This window comes from Butyricicoccus sp. AF35-5AC, assembly GCF_003477715.1.
Taxonomy (GTDB): domain Bacteria; phylum Bacillota; class Clostridia; order Oscillospirales; family Butyricicoccaceae; genus Agathobaculum; species Agathobaculum butyriciproducens.
On sequence record NZ_QUDX01000015.1, the window covers coordinates 32,473 to 47,698 of the forward strand.

Annotated in this window: 17 protein-coding genes; 4 read left to right on the top strand and 13 right to left on the bottom strand. The window is 56.0% G+C overall.

All coding sequences use genetic code 11. From position 1 onward, the window contains the following. Positions 1-97: 97 nt before the first annotated feature. The 13 genes from DWZ82_RS13450 to DWZ82_RS13510 form a co-directional block, all read right to left on the bottom strand. Positions 98-892 carry a hypothetical protein gene (locus DWZ82_RS13450; protein ID WP_118481232.1) on the bottom strand — a complete coding sequence of 265 codons (795 nt, stop codon included), beginning with the start codon at positions 890-892 and terminating at the stop codon, positions 98-100. Continuing rightward, positions 889-2,037: a non-hydrolyzing UDP-N-acetylglucosamine 2-epimerase gene (gene wecB / locus DWZ82_RS13455; RefSeq protein WP_118481233.1), complete on the bottom strand. Its 1,149-nt coding sequence runs from the start codon at positions 2,035-2,037 to the stop codon at positions 889-891. The genes DWZ82_RS13450 and wecB overlap by 4 nt, the downstream gene beginning before the upstream one ends. Continuing rightward, complete coding sequence (locus DWZ82_RS13460; protein WP_117491700.1) at positions 2,030-3,118, bottom strand: MraY family glycosyltransferase; 1,089 nt, start codon at positions 3,116-3,118, stop codon at positions 2,030-2,032. The genes wecB and DWZ82_RS13460 overlap by 8 nt, the downstream gene beginning before the upstream one ends. A gap of 18 nt (positions 3,119-3,136) precedes the next feature. Then, positions 3,137-4,147 (bottom strand): tryptophan--tRNA ligase, encoded by a 1,011-nt coding sequence (gene trpS / locus DWZ82_RS13465; RefSeq protein WP_110436847.1) that lies wholly within the window; start codon positions 4,145-4,147, stop codon positions 3,137-3,139. A 271-nt stretch (positions 4,148-4,418) separates the two neighbouring features. Continuing rightward, positions 4,419-5,651 carry a peptidase U32 family protein gene (locus DWZ82_RS13470; protein ID WP_243022956.1) on the bottom strand — a complete coding sequence of 411 codons (1,233 nt, stop codon included), beginning with the start codon at positions 5,649-5,651 and terminating at the stop codon, positions 4,419-4,421. Continuing rightward, a complete protein-coding gene (gene mltG / locus DWZ82_RS13475) occupies positions 5,644-6,897 on the bottom strand; it encodes an endolytic transglycosylase MltG (protein WP_118481235.1) in 1,254 nt (417 codons plus the stop codon). The genes DWZ82_RS13470 and mltG overlap by 8 nt, the downstream gene beginning before the upstream one ends. A 24-nt stretch (positions 6,898-6,921) precedes the next feature. After that, positions 6,922-7,812, bottom strand: coding sequence for a CPBP family intramembrane glutamic endopeptidase (locus tag DWZ82_RS13480; RefSeq protein ID WP_118481236.1), 891 nt, complete (start codon positions 7,810-7,812; stop codon positions 6,922-6,924). After that, on the bottom strand, positions 7,799-8,371 hold the full coding sequence (locus DWZ82_RS13485) for a 5-formyltetrahydrofolate cyclo-ligase (RefSeq protein WP_118481237.1): 573 nt from the start codon (positions 8,369-8,371) through the stop codon (positions 7,799-7,801). The genes DWZ82_RS13480 and DWZ82_RS13485 overlap by 14 nt, the downstream gene beginning before the upstream one ends. Then, the gene (locus tag DWZ82_RS13490) at positions 8,358-8,909 is read right to left on the bottom strand and encodes a DJ-1 family glyoxalase III (RefSeq protein WP_118481238.1); all 552 of its coding nucleotides are present in this window, start codon (positions 8,907-8,909) and stop codon (positions 8,358-8,360) included. Before DWZ82_RS13490 ends, DWZ82_RS13485 begins: the two co-directional genes overlap by 14 nt. A 14-nt stretch (positions 8,910-8,923) precedes the next feature. Further along, positions 8,924-9,724, bottom strand: coding sequence for a GNAT family N-acetyltransferase (locus DWZ82_RS13495; RefSeq protein ID WP_118481239.1), 801 nt, complete (start codon positions 9,722-9,724; stop codon positions 8,924-8,926). 6 nt (positions 9,725-9,730) lie between these two features. Further along, positions 9,731-10,597, bottom strand: a complete 867-nt coding sequence (locus tag DWZ82_RS13500; RefSeq protein ID WP_158575272.1) for a DUF2156 domain-containing protein — start codon at positions 10,595-10,597, stop codon at positions 9,731-9,733. A 69-nt stretch (positions 10,598-10,666) separates the two neighbouring features. Next, positions 10,667-11,437 (bottom strand): FAD-dependent thymidylate synthase, encoded by a 771-nt coding sequence (thyX, locus tag DWZ82_RS13505; RefSeq protein ID WP_118481241.1) that lies wholly within the window; start codon positions 11,435-11,437, stop codon positions 10,667-10,669. A 5-nt stretch (positions 11,438-11,442) separates the two neighbouring features. Beyond that, the gene (locus DWZ82_RS13510) at positions 11,443-12,180 is read right to left on the bottom strand and encodes a WecB/TagA/CpsF family glycosyltransferase (RefSeq protein ID WP_117751751.1); all 738 of its coding nucleotides are present in this window, start codon (positions 12,178-12,180) and stop codon (positions 11,443-11,445) included. Between the two features lie 277 nt (positions 12,181-12,457). On the opposite strand from DWZ82_RS13510, the gene DWZ82_RS13515 reads away from it, so the two are divergent. From DWZ82_RS13515 to DWZ82_RS13530, 4 genes are all read left to right on the top strand, one after another. Further along, positions 12,458-12,763, top strand: coding sequence for a phage holin family protein (locus DWZ82_RS13515; protein ID WP_118481242.1), 306 nt, complete (start codon positions 12,458-12,460; stop codon positions 12,761-12,763). Between the two features lie 164 nt (positions 12,764-12,927). Then, complete coding sequence (locus DWZ82_RS13520; RefSeq protein ID WP_118481243.1) at positions 12,928-13,983, top strand: type IV pilus twitching motility protein PilT; 1,056 nt, start codon at positions 12,928-12,930, stop codon at positions 13,981-13,983. Positions 13,984-14,207: 224 nt separating this feature from the next. Further along, positions 14,208-14,345, top strand: a complete 138-nt coding sequence (locus DWZ82_RS13525; protein ID WP_118481244.1) for a helix-turn-helix domain-containing protein — start codon at positions 14,208-14,210, stop codon at positions 14,343-14,345. Positions 14,346-14,556: 211 nt separating this feature from the next. Then, positions 14,557-15,226 (top strand): response regulator transcription factor (locus DWZ82_RS13530; RefSeq protein WP_147356944.1); only part of this gene is annotated, 670 nt, incomplete at its 3' end.

Genomic DNA, 15,226 nt, shown 5'->3' on the forward strand with positions numbered 1-15,226 from the left:
TCTCCTTCTATCAGAGTGGAGAGTGGAGAGTTAAGAGTGAAGATAACGAAACGGTTTCGCTGTCTCTCCACTCTGCAATCTCCACTCTCCACTTTTTCTATATAACGCTTTCGCCGTCCGGCAGCGTAAACAATTCACTGTCCGGCGTTTCCGTGCTGATTTCGCTGACGGTGACCTTGCGCGTCAGCGTATCGCCGTCATAAAACGACGCCTGCGCCAGCAGACCGCTGACCGTTGAAATGCCATATACACAGCGATAGCCATCCTGCTCAAATGTAACGGCAATACACGGTTCACCGTTAATGTCCTGCCGACCGGCAGCAGTCAGCTGTACTTCGTCAGCCAGAACATCCTCGTAAGTCGGCAGCATAGCAGCTGCATCATCGGTAAAATCGCCGGCTTTGCCCTGATATGCAATGCTGTCCCCTGCATTCCACGCATACACCTTGCTGTCCGGAACGCGAATCAGCGTAGACTGCACCTGATTGTCACTGCCGAGTGTATCCGTGCGCATAACATTATCCCGCGCATAGCGATGGCAGTACAGAGTCGCCGAGCCGCCATCATAGTAGATCGTGTTCTCGATCCTGCTGCTGTATGCCGCCGGACGTGCGAGCGTCGCAATGACAGTCTTGGCGTTATTGACATCAATGGTAATATCATCCACGCTCTGCCCGGTGAGCAGCGCACTGCCTGCACCAACCGTTGGCGAATCGTCCTCACTGCCGGGCAGGATAATGCCGGTGCTGCTGCCATGCATCCAGCCGGAGGACAGCACAAAGCTGAGCACCACCAACAGCACGAGCACGGTAGCGCCCGCAGCCGCAATCTTCGGCGTAGTGTCCGGCAGATAGTGTTTCGGTGTGTGCTTCTCTTTTTTTACGGGTTTCACGGGTTAAACGGAGCCGGACCGTCCTCGCGCAGACCAAAATACTGCTCGATCGCCTGCACGATACGCTGCGAGGTCTTTCCGTCGCCGTACGGATTGACAGCGTGCGCCATTTTTGCGTAAGCGTCCTTATCGTCGAACAGCTCGCGCGCGAGCTTAACGATATTGGCCTGCTCCACGCCTGCCAGCTTGACCGTACCGGCCTCGATGGCCTCCGGACGTTCGGTCTCGCGGCGCAGTACCAGAACCGGCTTGCCGAGGCTGGGCGCCTCCTCCTGCAGTCCGCCGGAGTCGGTCATGATGAGATAGCAGCGTGCCATCAGGTTATGCATCTCGTCCACGGCCAGCGGATGGATGAGGTGAATGCGGTTATTGCCGCCGAGGAATTTCTCCGCAGTCTCGCGGACATACGGGCTGAGGTGCACCGGATAAACGAAGTGTACATCCGGATATGCTTCGCTCAGCTCGGCAATGGCGCGGCAAATGTTCTCCATCGGCTCGCCGTAGTTCTCGCGGCGGTGCGCGGTAACGAGGACAACGCGGTTGTTCTCAAAATCCAGCGTCTTGAGCTGCTCATCACGGAACTCGAAATCCGGCTTTACGGTCATGTGGATCGCGTCAACAACCGTGTTGCCCATGACAAACACGCCGTCTGTGATACCTTCCTTCGCAAGATTATCACGGTTGCGCGGAGTCGGCGCAAAGTGCAGCGTTGCAATCTGACCGGTCAGCTTACGGTTCATTTCCTCCGGGAACGGGCTGTACTTATCATAGGTACGCAGACCGGCCTCTACATGACCGACCGGCACCTTGTGGTAGAATGCCGCAAGCGCACCGGCAAAGGTAGTCGAGGTATCACCGTGGACGAGCACGATATCCGGCTGTGCCTTTTCGAGCACCTCATCCAGACCGTACAGGCTCTTCTCGGTGATGGTCGCCAGCGTCTGACGCGGCTGCATGATGTTCAGGTCATAATCCGGCTTGATGTCGAAAATATCGAGCACCTGATCGAGCATCTCGCGGTGCTGCGCAGTGACGCACACAATGGATTCGGTGTTTTCATTCTGCTCGAGCGCGTGCACCAGCGGCGCCATCTTAATGGCCTCCGGGCGGGTGCCGAAAACCGTCATTACCTTGATTTTATTCATCGTCTTTATCCTCCTTGTTTTCGGATGCGTGTTTGCTCCAGTGTTCCGCACCGTAAATGATGCATGCACCTACCAGAATTGCAGCCAGAACCGCCAGCAGCAGCACGATCGCCTTAACCTCGCCGGACGAGGTGAGCACCACGGCGGTAAGACCGAGCGTTGCGCTGATAGCGTACAGAATAGCAACCGCCTGCTTCTGGTTGAAGCCCATGTCGATCAGCTTGTGATGCACATGGCCGCGGTCCGGACTCATCGGACTTCTGCCTGCCGCCACACGGCGGATGATGGCATTGGCTGTATCAAAAATCGGCAGGCCGAGAATCAGGAACGGCACCGCAAACGAGATGACTGCGTAGAATTTGAACAGACCCATGATGGACACGGTTGCCAGCATGTAACCGAGGAAGGTCGAGCCGGTGTCGCCCATGAAGATCTTAGCCGGGTTGAGGTTGTACGGCATAAAGCCGATGCACGCGCCGGCGAGCGCCGCCATCGTGATGGCAATCGGCATGTTGCCGGTCAGCAGCGCAACAGCAAGCATGGTAATCGCCGCAATGGACGAAACACCGACCGCAAGTCCGTCCAGACCGTCAATCAGGTTTACCGCATTCGTGATGCCGACAATCCAGATAATCGTGACCGGCACTGCCAGAATGCCGAGATGGACAAACGGCGTATCCGACAGCGGATTCAGATTGGTGAACAGACCAATCTGCAGATCGCCGATGCAGACCGGAATGGCTGCCGCCACAATCTGCACCACGAATTTGAGCTTGGCGCCGAGCGCCAGCACATCATCGAAAATGCCGAGTGCGACAATGATGGCCGCTCCGAGCAGGACGCACAGCATGGTCTCATCAAGCTGCCCGAAAATCAGAATCGAACACAGGAAGCCGCCGTAAATGGCCAGACCGCCCAGCCGCGGGATCGGCTTTTTGTGCATACGGCGTGCATCCTTCGGCACGTCGATCGCGCCGACCTTGTGTGCAAAGTTCTTGACCGGCGGTGTGAAAAAATAGCTCAGCACGGCAGCTACGGCAAACGCTGCAATGATCGTGCCGATGACAATATATTCAGACATGGTTTACTCCCTTTTGGCTCAGCGTGCGACAAAGCCTACCTTTCGATAAACCTTATCCAGCGTTTTGCGCGCCAGATAAGAGGCCTTCTGTGCGCCCTCCTTGTAGACCTGCTCCAGATAATCCTTGTTGTTCAGCAGATCGGTGGTCTTTTCACGAATCGGACGCAGCAGCTCGACAACGGCCTCGCCGACTGCGGGCTTGAACTCACCGTAACCCTTGCCGTCAAACTCGGCTGCCGCCTGTTCGATGGTCTTGCCGGTCGCCAGTGCGTAAATCTGCAGCAGGTTGGAAACACCCGGCTTGTTCTGCGGGTCAAAGATGATGCGGGAATCCGAGTCGGTAACCGCACGCTTGAACTTGCGCATAATATCCTCCGGCTTGTCCATCAGCAGGATATAGCCGTTCGGGTTCGGGTCGGACTTGCTCATTTTGCTGTTCGGGTCAACCAGGCTGGTAATCTTGGCACCCTCGCCAACCTTCGGGTAGTAGCCCTCCGGAATGGTAAAGGTGTTCGGATGCAGATTGTTGAAGCGGTTTGCAATGTCGCGGCAGATCTCGATGTGCTGGCTCTGGTCCACGCCAACCGGAACAAGATCGGTCTGGTACAGCAGAATGTCTGCCGCCATCAGAACCGGATAGGTGAACAGACCAACATTGATGTTGTCCGCATGCTTGGCGGATTTGTCCTTGAACTGGGTCATGCGGGAAGCCTCGCCGAACATGGTGAAGCAGTTGAGCACCCACGCCAGCTCCGCATGCGCGGGCACATGGCTCTGGATGAACAGAATGCTCTTTTCCGGGTCCAAACCGCAGGCAATGTACTGCGCGATCAGTTCAAGCGTTGCACGGCGGAGCGCCGCAGGCTCCTGCCGGACCGTGATGGCGTGCTGATCGACCACGCAGTAAATGCAGTTGTACTGCTCCTGCAGGATTGGGAAATTGCGGATAGCACCCAAATAGTTACCCAGCGTCAGCTTGCCGGACGGCTGCACGCCGGAGAAAATCGTTTTCTTCTGGTTATCGCTCATGTATATACTTCCCTTGCTTAGAATTTTTCGGTTCAATTCACCCCGAAAGGTTTCCATACTTAATTGTAATGATACCACAATTTATCATACGTTGCAACCATTCATAAAAAGGCAGGAGATAAGAGGCAGGAGAAACCATGCCGTATAGGCGAACCGTGTTCGCCTGTTCAAGCGATTTGCAAGGGGGGTAACGAAAAAGGGCGCACAATGTGCGCCCCTACGGTAAGCCGGCACGCAGGAAACTCCTGCCTCCTAACTCCTCATTGATTGTTTACTCCGGTCTTTCTTTGGCCTTCCGCAAAATGGCCCACTCGCTGACCTTGAACGGGAACGCAAAGTGTACGCGCATCTGCGGCACGTTGAACAGCTCGCGCTCAGTGCCCTCGTCATCGGTGACGTTCTCTGCGCGGAACACATACGGCGCCTGACCCGGCTGGATCAGCTCCAGCTCTTCCCCATCGAAAAAGCGGTTCTTGAGTGCGAACACGGCTTTGCCGCTGTCGTCACACTCGACCGGCATGCCGACAACCTCGTACTCGCGGATATACTGGCTGTCGCCGTAATGCTGTCCGTTTTCCTGATTGCCGAAGTAGAAGCCGGTGTAATACTCGCGGTGGCTGACCTTATTGACCTCATCACGGCAGAACTGCGGCAGAACAAAGTTTTCCGGGTCCTTTTTATAGGTGTCGATCGCGGCACGGTATGCACCGGTGACGCAGGCTGCATAGTACGCAGTTTTGTTGCGGCCCTCAATCTTGAACGAGGTAATACCGGCCTTGATCAGCTCCGGAACGTGCTCGATCATGCACATATCCTTGGAGTTATACAGGTAGGTGCCGCGTCCGTCCTCCTCGACCGGGAAGAACTGCCCCGGACGCTTCTCCTCCATCAGAGAGTAATTCCAGCGGCACGGCTGTGCACATGCGCCGTGGTTGGCGTCGCGGCCGGTCATGTACTGCGAGATCAGGCAGCGGCCGGAGTACGAAATACACATGGCACCATGAACAAAGGCCTCAATCTCGAGTTCCTTCGGGGTTTTTGCACGGATTTCGGTGATCTCCTCAAGGGAAAGCTCGCGCGCGAGCACGATACGCTCGGCGCCTTCATCCGCCCAGTAATTTGCCGCCTCGTGGTTAAGGATGCTGGTCTGGGTCGAGATGTGCACCGGAACCTTGGGCGCGTATCTGCGCGCCATGCGCAGCACGCCTACGTCCGCGATGATGAGTGCGTCCGCACCTGCGTCCTGCAGCAGCTCCAGATAGGCCGGAAGCGCCGGAAGGTCGCGGTTGGACGGCATAATATTGACTGTAATGTAGCACTTGACGCCGTGCGCGTGCGCGTAGGCAATGCCCTCGCGCAGCGCATTATCGTCAAAGTTGGTTGCAGCAGCACGCATGCCGAAGCGCGTTCCGGCCATATAGACCGCATCCGCGCCGTAGGCAATGCCAAACCGCATTTTGTCCAGATCGCCTGCGGGCGACAGTAATTCAGGTGTGTTATTCACCGGTTGCCTCCGTTGTCGTCGTGTCTGCCGAAGCGCTTGCAGCCTGCGCCTGTGCCTGATTGGAAGCCTCGATGTTGCGCTCGTGCTCCTCATAGCTGCTTGCAAACAGGTGCGAGCCGTCCGGCATAGCAACGTAATAGTAGTAATTGTTGTCCTCCGGATGGCTTGCTGCGTACAGCGAAGCATAACCCGGGTTGCAGATCGGTCCGGGCGGCAGACCCTCGTGGTTGTAAAGGTTGTACTCGGAATCCGATTTGAGATCCTCGTCACTCAGCTTGCCGCCGGTGCGTCCCAGACCATACAGAACGGACGCGTCCACCTGCAGATACGGGAACTCGGAGGAATTGTTCAGACGGTTGTAGATAACGCCCGCAATGCGTGCGCGCTCATCGTCACGCTGTGCCTCACGCTCGATGAGAGAGGCGATCGTGACAATATCGTGCATCGAGCGGCCGAGATTCTCCGCGCCGGACTTGATGTCCGCATCGTACTTGTTGCCAAAGTTGTTGAGCATCTTGTTGATGGTATCGACTACCGCAGCGTTGCCCTTGTATACCTCATAGGTATCCGGGAACAGATAGCCTTCCAGCCAGCCTTCCGCGGCCGGTTTTTCATCCTCAAGGAAATCGTGCTTGAAGGAATATTCATTCAGCACCTCATCCAGTGCATCCTCGGTGCAGATATGGTTGTCCAGCAGCACCTGACGGATCTGCGAGATGGAATAACCCTCCGGGATGGTAATCTGCACGGTCTCTGTGCTTGCAGTGTTGGTCAGCGCGTCTACGATCTGACCGTAGTCCATCGACGGGTTCAGCTGATACGCGCCTGCCAGAACCGAGGTATCGGTCTGGTGCTTGAGCTTCAGATACAGCTTGAACACCGAATGATAATTGATAACGCCCTGGTCGTCCAGTTCCTTGGAGAGCGAGGATACCGAGGTGTTCTCCGAAACCGTGATCTCCTTGACCGCATCTGCCTTGACAAAGGCAAAAATGTCGTTTGCCATGAACAGCGCTGCAATCGACAGCACCAGCGAAACGCCGACTACTGCGATCATGTACACCATCGAGCCTGCACAGCCTGCGTTCATCCGGCGGCGGCTTCGGCGGCGTTTGGGCTGCTTCTGCGGCGGCTGCGGCTCCCGATCGTCATCGAAATGCTCCGGCGTGAACTGCTCAGGCACCGGGGGTTCCGAGCCCGGCAGCGGTACACGCCGCGTTTCATCGTTGTTAAAATGATTATCCATAATTCACCTCTCTGCGGGTCAGCCTCAGCCGATCCAGTAATTCAGAATGATTTTACCGGCAAATGCCAGCACGAACACAATAAATCCGGGCTCTTTCACCAGCAGCCACAGGTCGTACCAGCCGGCGCTGACCTCAAAGCGCGGAATGGAACCGCGCGCCAGCATTTTTCCCAGCGTGTCCAGCGTTAAGAACGCAAACAGCAGGAAAAAGAGCACAGTCAGCGGCAGCAGGATGTTCCAAATGCCAAACGGTGCATAGGTATCTGCCATCCACTGCATCAACACGGTGACAAAAGCCGCCGCAGCATGGGAAAGCACCGCCGCCCATACGGTATCAAACACATAGGTCAGATAGGTAAACGCCAGACCGGCGCAGAAGCCTGCCGCCAGATCAAGCGGGTTGCCATGCAGCAGTGCGAACACGATGCCGCCGAACAGCAGGCATGCCGAGGTACCGACTTCTTCACCGTATACGCTGAACAGCGCACCGCGTAAATAGATCTCCTCGACCATAGCTGCTATCACAACGCCGATCAGCAGCCGCCATGCAAACGACATACCGCCGAGCGGCATCGGCAGGGATGCAATCGTCAGCCGGAGACCGGTATGTGCCAGCAAACGGTATTCCAGCATGTTCAGGCTGAGGGCGGCAAATGCGGTCGCCGCGCCCATAAACAGGATGAGCAGCCAGCCGCCCTTACGCGGCATTTTGAATGAAAGCCGCTGCTTAAAGCGCTCCCGATCCATACCGGGCAGCGCCATTGCAAGCGCCAAACCGAAGCACACGATCTCACCGAGCGCCATCAGCGACGGCGGCAGATTAAAGTGCGTGATCAGCTTTTCCATGCCTGTCAGCAGGCAGAAGCACACAAACAGGCTGAGACCCGGCAGCAGTGTGCGTTTATCTTGATTCATCGGTGCGCAGCACCTCTCTTTCGGTGATAATATAATGACAGCGGCGGTCAAAAGCCTCGTGCGGCAGGGTTTCGCTCATGCGCTGCGATGCACACAGCGCCGCACAGACCGCGTTTGTCCGGCTGAGGAACCGATCATAATAGCCGCCGCCGTAGCCGAGACGGTACCCTTTTCTGTCGCACGAGAGCGCAGGCGCAAGAATCAGGTCGATGTTCTCCGGTGCAATCTCGGGCGCCGTGTCGGACGGCTCCAGGATACCGTAGTGACCGGTCTGCAGCTCGGAGAGCGCGGTGATTTTCCGCGCGGTCATGCTGCCTCCCTTGCCGCACAGCGGCACGCAGACCGTCCTGCCGGACGCAAGCGCGTTTTCGAGCACCATACGGGTATCAATCTCCTCAGCAGTCGAAACATAGCAGAAAATGCAGTTTGCCTGCTGATAGAACTCACTTTGCAGAATGTTCTGTGCAATACCGCGATCAATCGCCTGCTTTTCCTCAGCGGACAGGCTTGCCCGTTCCGCAAGATAGCGCCCCCGCAGCGTTTTCTTATCCGTACACATGATGTACGACCGACTCTGCGATCTCGTCCGCCTTGGCCTTGCCGCACAGCGCGGTAATCAGCTCGCACGCGAAATCCAGTGCGCCGCCTACACCGCAGCCGGTGATGATCTTCCCGTCGGTGACGGCGTTTTTCTTTTCCGGGGTCGAACCCTTCATGCCGTCCTCCATGCCCGGATAGCAAGTGGCTTTCTTGCCCTCGAGCAGACCCATGCCGCCCAGAATGATGGACGGAGCCGCGCAGATTGCCGCAACGTACTTGCCTGCATCTGCCATCGTGCGAACCGCATCGGTAACGCGCTTGTCCGCGTACAGATTGGTCGTGCCCGGCATGCCGCCCGGCAGAACGAGCATATCGGCCTTTGCAAGGTCAAGCTCGTCCATGGACAGGTCGGTTACGACATTGATGCCGCGTGCACCGCACACGGTTGCACCGGTCACACCGACCAGCCTGGTCTCCACGCCTGCGCGGCGCAGAAGATCGACCGGAGTCAACGCCTCGACTTCCTCGAAGCCCTCTGCCAGTAATACATATACCATGTTTGTCACACCTTTCAGTTGAGCATTAAATTCATATATCCAGCGGTTTCATCCGCTTTCTCATGCCATTTGCATACACCGAGTGCTATTTCGCTGCCGGTTTCCGTAACGGCGAGCATATCGCGCCGCAGTACGTCCAGCAGCCCCTGCAGCTGCGCGTCATCTGCGCCGAGCAGCTCCTGCGCATTGTCCTCCCAGCAGAACGCATAGCCGGTGAGCGTTTCATCCTCGAACCAGCCATACACGCCCGCGCCGAGCGTGTCGAACAGCGCAAGCTGCGCGTTCCAGTACGCTGTGTCCCGCTCGATGCGGCATTTCGGCACCAGCTTGTCATACAGCGCCGCCAGTGCAGGCACATCCGCCGAGGTCAGCCGTCGAGGTGCTTCGCGCTCCCCTGCCGTGCAGGTAATCTCCCGGCGGGAAATATGGAAGAACGGCTCGTAGCCGAACGGTTTGTAAAAATCAAACAGCCACTTTTCTGCCGGAATGAGCACGGACGCAATGCGCCCCGCTTCCCTGTCCAGCTCGAACGAGCGCTCGAGCAGCCGCGCCATATACCCCTTGCGGCGGTGCGCCGGGTCGGTACACGCACCGTAGATATACGTCACCTCGCGGGAGAGGCCCCCCACCGTCATGCGGTACGGGAGCATCTGCGCCATCGCCACGAGCGTTTCACCCTCGAGATACAGCAGCGTATATTTCTCTTTATAAAAGTGCGCGAAGAAATAGTCGTTGAAGCCGCCCTCATCCGGAAAACAGGTTTCCCAAAGGGCACGAACGGCAGGAAAATCGCCCTTTTCTGCAAATCGCATCATTTCTGATTACTCCTTAGGTACAGCCATATACTTCACGCCGCGCATCACCGGATAATAGGACTTCTTCGCCTTGCGCAGACCCTCGAGTCCCAGATCCTCCTCGCGGTTGACGTATTCCACATCATTGCAGTTGCGCTGTACGAACTGCTGGTTGATCATCTGGTACGCGCCCTGAATCGTGTGGTCGGCCTTTTCGATCTGCACAACGTACATATCCGGCGTAGCCTTGCAGCCGAATGTGAACGCGATAACCTCGCCGTCCAAGCGAAGCAGTCCGCCGCGCAGATTCAGGTAGTCGAAGTTGTGGAGCGCCTGCACGATCGCGCAGGTCTCGCCCTCAAAATCGCGCTCGCGTGCACAGCCGTTCAGGTTGCACCAGTGGATGTGGAACGCGAATGCGTCCTTGATGTTATCCCGGGTCATGTCCTCGTAGCTCCACCGCCCCTCATAGGCAGTCTTGAAGCGGTTGACGAGGTTGCGCTTGCTCTGCAGCTTTTTGCCGGACAGCGTGCGCAGCTTTTCCGCGAGGTAGATATAATCGTCACCGTCCTCGCTGTCATGCGAGAACGTGAACTTGCCCGGACGAACGGCTTCGATACGCTCAATCATCGGCTCAGCGACCGAGACGATGACGAACGGAAGACCGCGTTCAGCGGCATCCTGCTCGAGCGCATCCAGCGCAGCGCCGAGGTCGCCCTGACCGACAGGCGCAAGATAGCAGTCGTGTCCGCCGTCCAGCGGAGACATTTTCACCAGCATAAAGCCGTCTTTGAAGCAGATCTGCGTATTGTAGTGGCTGCGCCACATGAAAAGATCAACAAAGCAGCGCTCACACAGATGATAGTTGTAATGCGAGCCGCAGTGCTCGACCATTGGTTTATCCTCTAAAGTAATTTCTCTAAACGGTAACATATAATTCCTTTCGCAAGATTGATTTGAGGGTTACTTGCCCTCGCGCAGCGTCTGATAGTGCGCGCGCACCTCTGCAGCCTTGCCGCAGGACATTTTGCCCTCTGTGCAGACACCGTCCACGCAGGCCGGTCCGCAGTGACCAAACAGCGTCGGCGCAACAGCGTATACCAGCTTGTACATCTCCTCGGCAAGCGCACGGATCTCCCACTGAGCGCGATTGCAGCAGCGCAGGCGGAAAAAGTTCTTGAGGCTGCGGGCGTTCGCCGTCATGACGATGCGGGTCGCGCAGGCGTTCGGCAGAACGTAGCGTGCGTCCTCGATGGCGTGCTTTTCAGCCTTGCTGCGGGCGGTCTTCTCCGGAACGCCCTGCTCGAGCAGCTCCTTGAGGTAGCCTTCCATCAGCACGGCCGTCAATTCCTCGTAGGTACGCTGGTCGTCCTCCATCGCCTGAATGAATTTTGCCCGGGCAGCCGGAATTTTATCAATCTCCGGCGGAACAACATACTCGAAGCCCTTTTCACGCACATAGCGCTGGCTCTGCACCGAGAACGATGCAATGCGATGGCGCGTGATCTGCGCCAGCAGAGAACGCGATACACCCTCAATTGCAAAGGTGAACGACACATGCTCGATCGGGCTTTCGTGGCCGATCTCGGAAAGCATGTTGACAAAGCTCTCGGTCTTTTCCTCGGTCAGACCATCCAGCACGCTGTCAACGTCCGTGGAGGAATAGCAGTTCTTTGCTGCAGCCGCGACCAGCTTTTCCGGGTCCGGCGTGTAAGCAAGCAGTTTTACTTTCATTCTTGTCACTTCCCCTTTCTGCCAAACAGCCGCTCCTTGATAACGATGAGCAGAAATTTCGGCAGCTTCATCATACGGCCGATACGGCTGGGCTGCTTGAGCAGACGGTAAAACCACTCCAGACCCAGCTTGATGAAAATATCCGGCGCGCGCTTGGCAACGCCTGCAAACACATCCAGCGAGCCGCCGAGACCGCAGAACAGTGTACTGTGGATATCGTCCATGTTGTCCGCGATAAATTTCTCCTGCTTGGGCGCACCCAGACAGACGAACACAACATCCGCACCGCCTGCGGCGTTGATGCTGTCAACAACCTCCTGCGGATCGGAGAAATAGCCGTCATGCGTGCCGGCGAGCACCAGTCCCGGATACTTTGCACACAGGTTCGCACCTGCTTTTTCGGCAACACCGGGCTTCGCACCCAGCAGATACAGGCGCATGTTCTCCTTGGCCATCGCGGCAACAAGGCTCTCGGCAAATTCAATGCCGGCCACCTTGCCCTGCAGCTTTTCACCGAGGATCTTCGCAGCATAGATGATGCCAATGCCGTCCGGCAGGACAAGCGTCGCATGGTTGACAACGCCCATGAATTTTTCGTCATGGCGGCAGAGATCGACGATCTCCGGATTCGGGGTAACAACGTAGCCCTTCTGCCGGGAACGGATCTTGCTCATTGCAAGCTCAACAGCCTGCTGCTTGGTAACAGCGTGAAATTGCACGCCCAGAATAGAAGCAGTATTCATCTTCGTATCTCCCATATTTTCCAGCCTTTTATTTGGCGATGAACATTCCTAATCTATTGTATTATACAGCAGCAAACTAAAATCTGCAAGCCCAGCTTGCAGAGAGTGAGGAGTAGATAGCGATAAACGTATCATGCAGGGCGGACTGACCCCGGCCCGCCGCCTGTAAGTATATGCAGATCGTTGCGAATGGCGGCATGAGGTCATACCGCCCTACAATATGCCTGGCAAACATCGTTCTCGTTCCGCATAAGCTGATACAGAGGGAGGTGAACCCATGGAAGAACTAACGCAGTATATCAAGGCGGATTTCGCGGTTCTGGTAGCGGTTTTGTACTGCATCGGACGCGGACTCAAAGCAATACAGCGGTTTCCCAATCAATTTATCCCTCTGGCACTCACGTTCTGCGGGATCGGACTGGCTTGTCTGTCAGTCGCATCGCGCTATGCCAGCTACGGCAACTGGGCAGCCGCTCTGTTTGAAGGTGTGGTACAGGGTGTCCTGTGTACAGGCATGTCGGTCTATCTGAACGAAGTCATAGCACACTGCAGTTCAAACAAAGGAAACGACCCGCCGAAATAACACGCGAACACAAAAAGAAGAACAAAGTGTTCCAACGGTCTCAACGGCTTCGGTTTTCCGAAGCCGTTTTCGTTTATCCTTACTTGCATCAGCAGGCAATTTGCGGTACAATACCCATATAAACTCTGTCCCCTGCTTTGGGACACCAAGGAGAGAGACACGCCTTGTACGATTTACAAACTCTGATTTTTTACGCCAAGGAGAAAAACACCTCCGATGTGCATTTAACCGTTGGTCTCCCGCCGATGCTGCGTATCGACGGTGAGCTGCGTACCCACGGTGACGTACCTCTGACCGAGCAGGATGTACAGGATGCGGCACAGCAGCTTGCGGATGAGCATCAGCTGCACGAGCTGAAAACCATCGGCGAGTCCGACTTTGCGGTGACGTTTGCCGATTCCGTGCGTATGCGCTGCAATCTGTTTCGCCAGCAGCACCACACGGCGCTGGCGCTGCGTCTGCTGCCGATGGAAATCCCGACTGCGGAACAGCTTCGCCTGCCGGATATCATTGTACAGCAGGCCGAAAAGCCGCGCGGACTGGTTATCGTGACCGGACCGACCGGCTCCGGTAAAAGTTCCACGCTGGCGGCACTGATCGACCACGTCAACCGCACCGCGGCACGCCATATCATCACGCTTGAAAACCCGATCGAGTATGTACACCCGCGCATTCGCTCAATGATCAACCAGCGTGAAATCGGTGCGGATACGGACAGCTTCGCAAGCGGCCTGCGAGCAGCTCTGCGGCAGGACCCGGACGTTATTCTCGTCGGTGAGATGCGCGATCTGGAGACCATTTCGACCGCTATCACGGCTGCCGAGACCGGTCACCTTGTATTCGGCACACTGCACACCAAGGGAGCTGCCGGTACGATCGACCGTATCGTGGACGTATTCCCGCCGGAGCAGCAGGAGCAGATTCGCATTCAGCTTGCCGAGGTGCTCGAGTGCATTGTCTGCCAGACGCTCGTACCGCGCACCATGGGTGGCCGCGTAGCCGCATTTGAGATTCTGACCGGCACTTCTGCCGTGCGCAACCTGATCCGCCAGAACAAATCGTATCAGCTGATCAGCACCATGCAGACCAGCCGCAATCAGGGCATGATGCTGATGGACGATTCGCTCGGTGAACTCGTCCGCAGCGGCGAGGTCCGCCTCGACGATGCCGCCGCAAAGGCAGCCGATCCGGAAGCGTTTCCGCAGTCTGTCTTCCGATAAGACAGCAAATCCCGCGTTGAATTTCACGCGGGATTTTTATGGCAATACCGCATAAAGGAGCCGCGGCTTTCGCCTTATGCTTGCTTTGCGCCTGCTTTTCGCGCAGGCTGCCGCAGATTCACTCTTACGTTAATTCTCCATTCTCAATTTTCCGCAACTCTACGGAGCGTTCATTGTATTCTCCTCCGTTTTCCGTATAATAGAACGCAAGGGAGGTGATCCGAATGGATCAGGTAAAAACCGGCAGACTAATCCGTACAATACGGACAAAACTGGGACTGACACAGCTTACGCTGGCTGAACAGCTTGGCGTCAGCGACAAGGCTGTATCCAAATGGGAGCGCGGAGTTTCCCATAGTTAAAGATACCACACCAAATATGATGAACCCACGCTTATACACTACCAGCTATAATAAACCGCAAGGACAGCAATTTGATGATACTGCTGTCCTTTCTTTTATAAAATTGCAGTACACATAAAAAAGCTGTAATATGATAAATATATTTGTCCTTGTAACAATTCTCGGACATTTGCCTGTTATACTATCTGCAAAAAGCAAAGGAAGTGAGGATATGAAGCAGATTTTAATTGTCGAGGACGACAGTTTTTTGAATAAGATGTTAGCCTATAACCTGACCGCAGACGGCTACGGCGTGACTTCTACTCTAAATGCCAGAACCGCAGCCGAAGCCATCCGCCAGCGGGAATTTGATTTAGTGCTGTTGGACATTAACCTGCCAGATGGGAACGGTTTTGAGCTGTGCAAGCTGATAAAGCCCCAGCACCCGGACACCATCGTAATATTCCTGACCGCCAACGATCAGGAGAGCGACCAGATACGGGGCTATGAGGTGGGCGCGGTGGACTACATCACAAAGCCCTTTGTGATCGGGGCCTTGCAGCGAAAAATCAAAGCCATGTTCGCTATGCTGGAACACCACAAACCGGCCAAGGACATTTACGACGACGGGCGGCTGTTCCTGGACTTCTCGGAGCAGACGGCTTCCCTAAACGGCAAGCCCCTGACCCTATCCCCGATGGAGTATAAAATGCTGAACCTGTTCCGCAAAAATCCCCGGCAAGTGCTGACCCGTGGGCAGCTTTTGGAAAAGCTGTGGGATATAGACGAGAGGTTTGTAGACGAACACACCCTGACAACCTCCATCAGCCGGATTCGCAGCAAGATTGAATCTGACGGCGGCGCACCCTACATCAAGACTGTTTACGGCATGGGCTATCAAT

Excerpts from the sequence above, each read along its gene's own strand:
- trpS (WP_110436847.1), bottom strand. The coding sequence starts at position 4,147 with ATGAGCGATAACCAGAAGAAAACGATTTTCTCCGGCGTGCAGCCGTCC.
- DWZ82_RS13515 (WP_118481242.1), top strand. The coding sequence starts at position 12,458 with ATGGAAGAACTAACGCAGTATATCAAGGCGGATTTCGCGGTTCTGGTA.
- DWZ82_RS13500 (WP_158575272.1), bottom strand. The coding sequence starts at position 10,597 with ATGGTCGAGCACTGCGGCTCGCATTACAACTATCATCTGTGTGAGCGC.
- thyX (WP_118481241.1), bottom strand. The coding sequence starts at position 11,437 with ATGAAAGTAAAACTGCTTGCTTACACGCCGGACCCGGAAAAGCTGGTC.
- DWZ82_RS13460 (WP_117491700.1), bottom strand. The coding sequence starts at position 3,118 with ATGTCTGAATATATTGTCATCGGCACGATCATTGCAGCGTTTGCCGTA.
- DWZ82_RS13495 (WP_118481239.1), bottom strand. The coding sequence starts at position 9,724 with ATGATGCGATTTGCAGAAAAGGGCGATTTTCCTGCCGTTCGTGCCCTT.
- DWZ82_RS13490 (WP_118481238.1), bottom strand. The coding sequence starts at position 8,909 with ATGGTATATGTATTACTGGCAGAGGGCTTCGAGGAAGTCGAGGCGTTG.
- wecB (WP_118481233.1), bottom strand. The coding sequence starts at position 2,037 with ATGAATAAAATCAAGGTAATGACGGTTTTCGGCACCCGCCCGGAGGCC.
- DWZ82_RS13485 (WP_118481237.1), bottom strand. The coding sequence starts at position 8,371 with ATGTGTACGGATAAGAAAACGCTGCGGGGGCGCTATCTTGCGGAACGG.
- DWZ82_RS13510 (WP_117751751.1), bottom strand. The coding sequence starts at position 12,180 with ATGAATACTGCTTCTATTCTGGGCGTGCAATTTCACGCTGTTACCAAG.
- DWZ82_RS13525 (WP_118481244.1), top strand. The coding sequence starts at position 14,208 with ATGGATCAGGTAAAAACCGGCAGACTAATCCGTACAATACGGACAAAA.
- mltG (WP_118481235.1), bottom strand. The coding sequence starts at position 6,897 with ATGGATAATCATTTTAACAACGATGAAACGCGGCGTGTACCGCTGCCG.
- DWZ82_RS13480 (WP_118481236.1), bottom strand. The coding sequence starts at position 7,812 with ATGAATCAAGATAAACGCACACTGCTGCCGGGTCTCAGCCTGTTTGTG.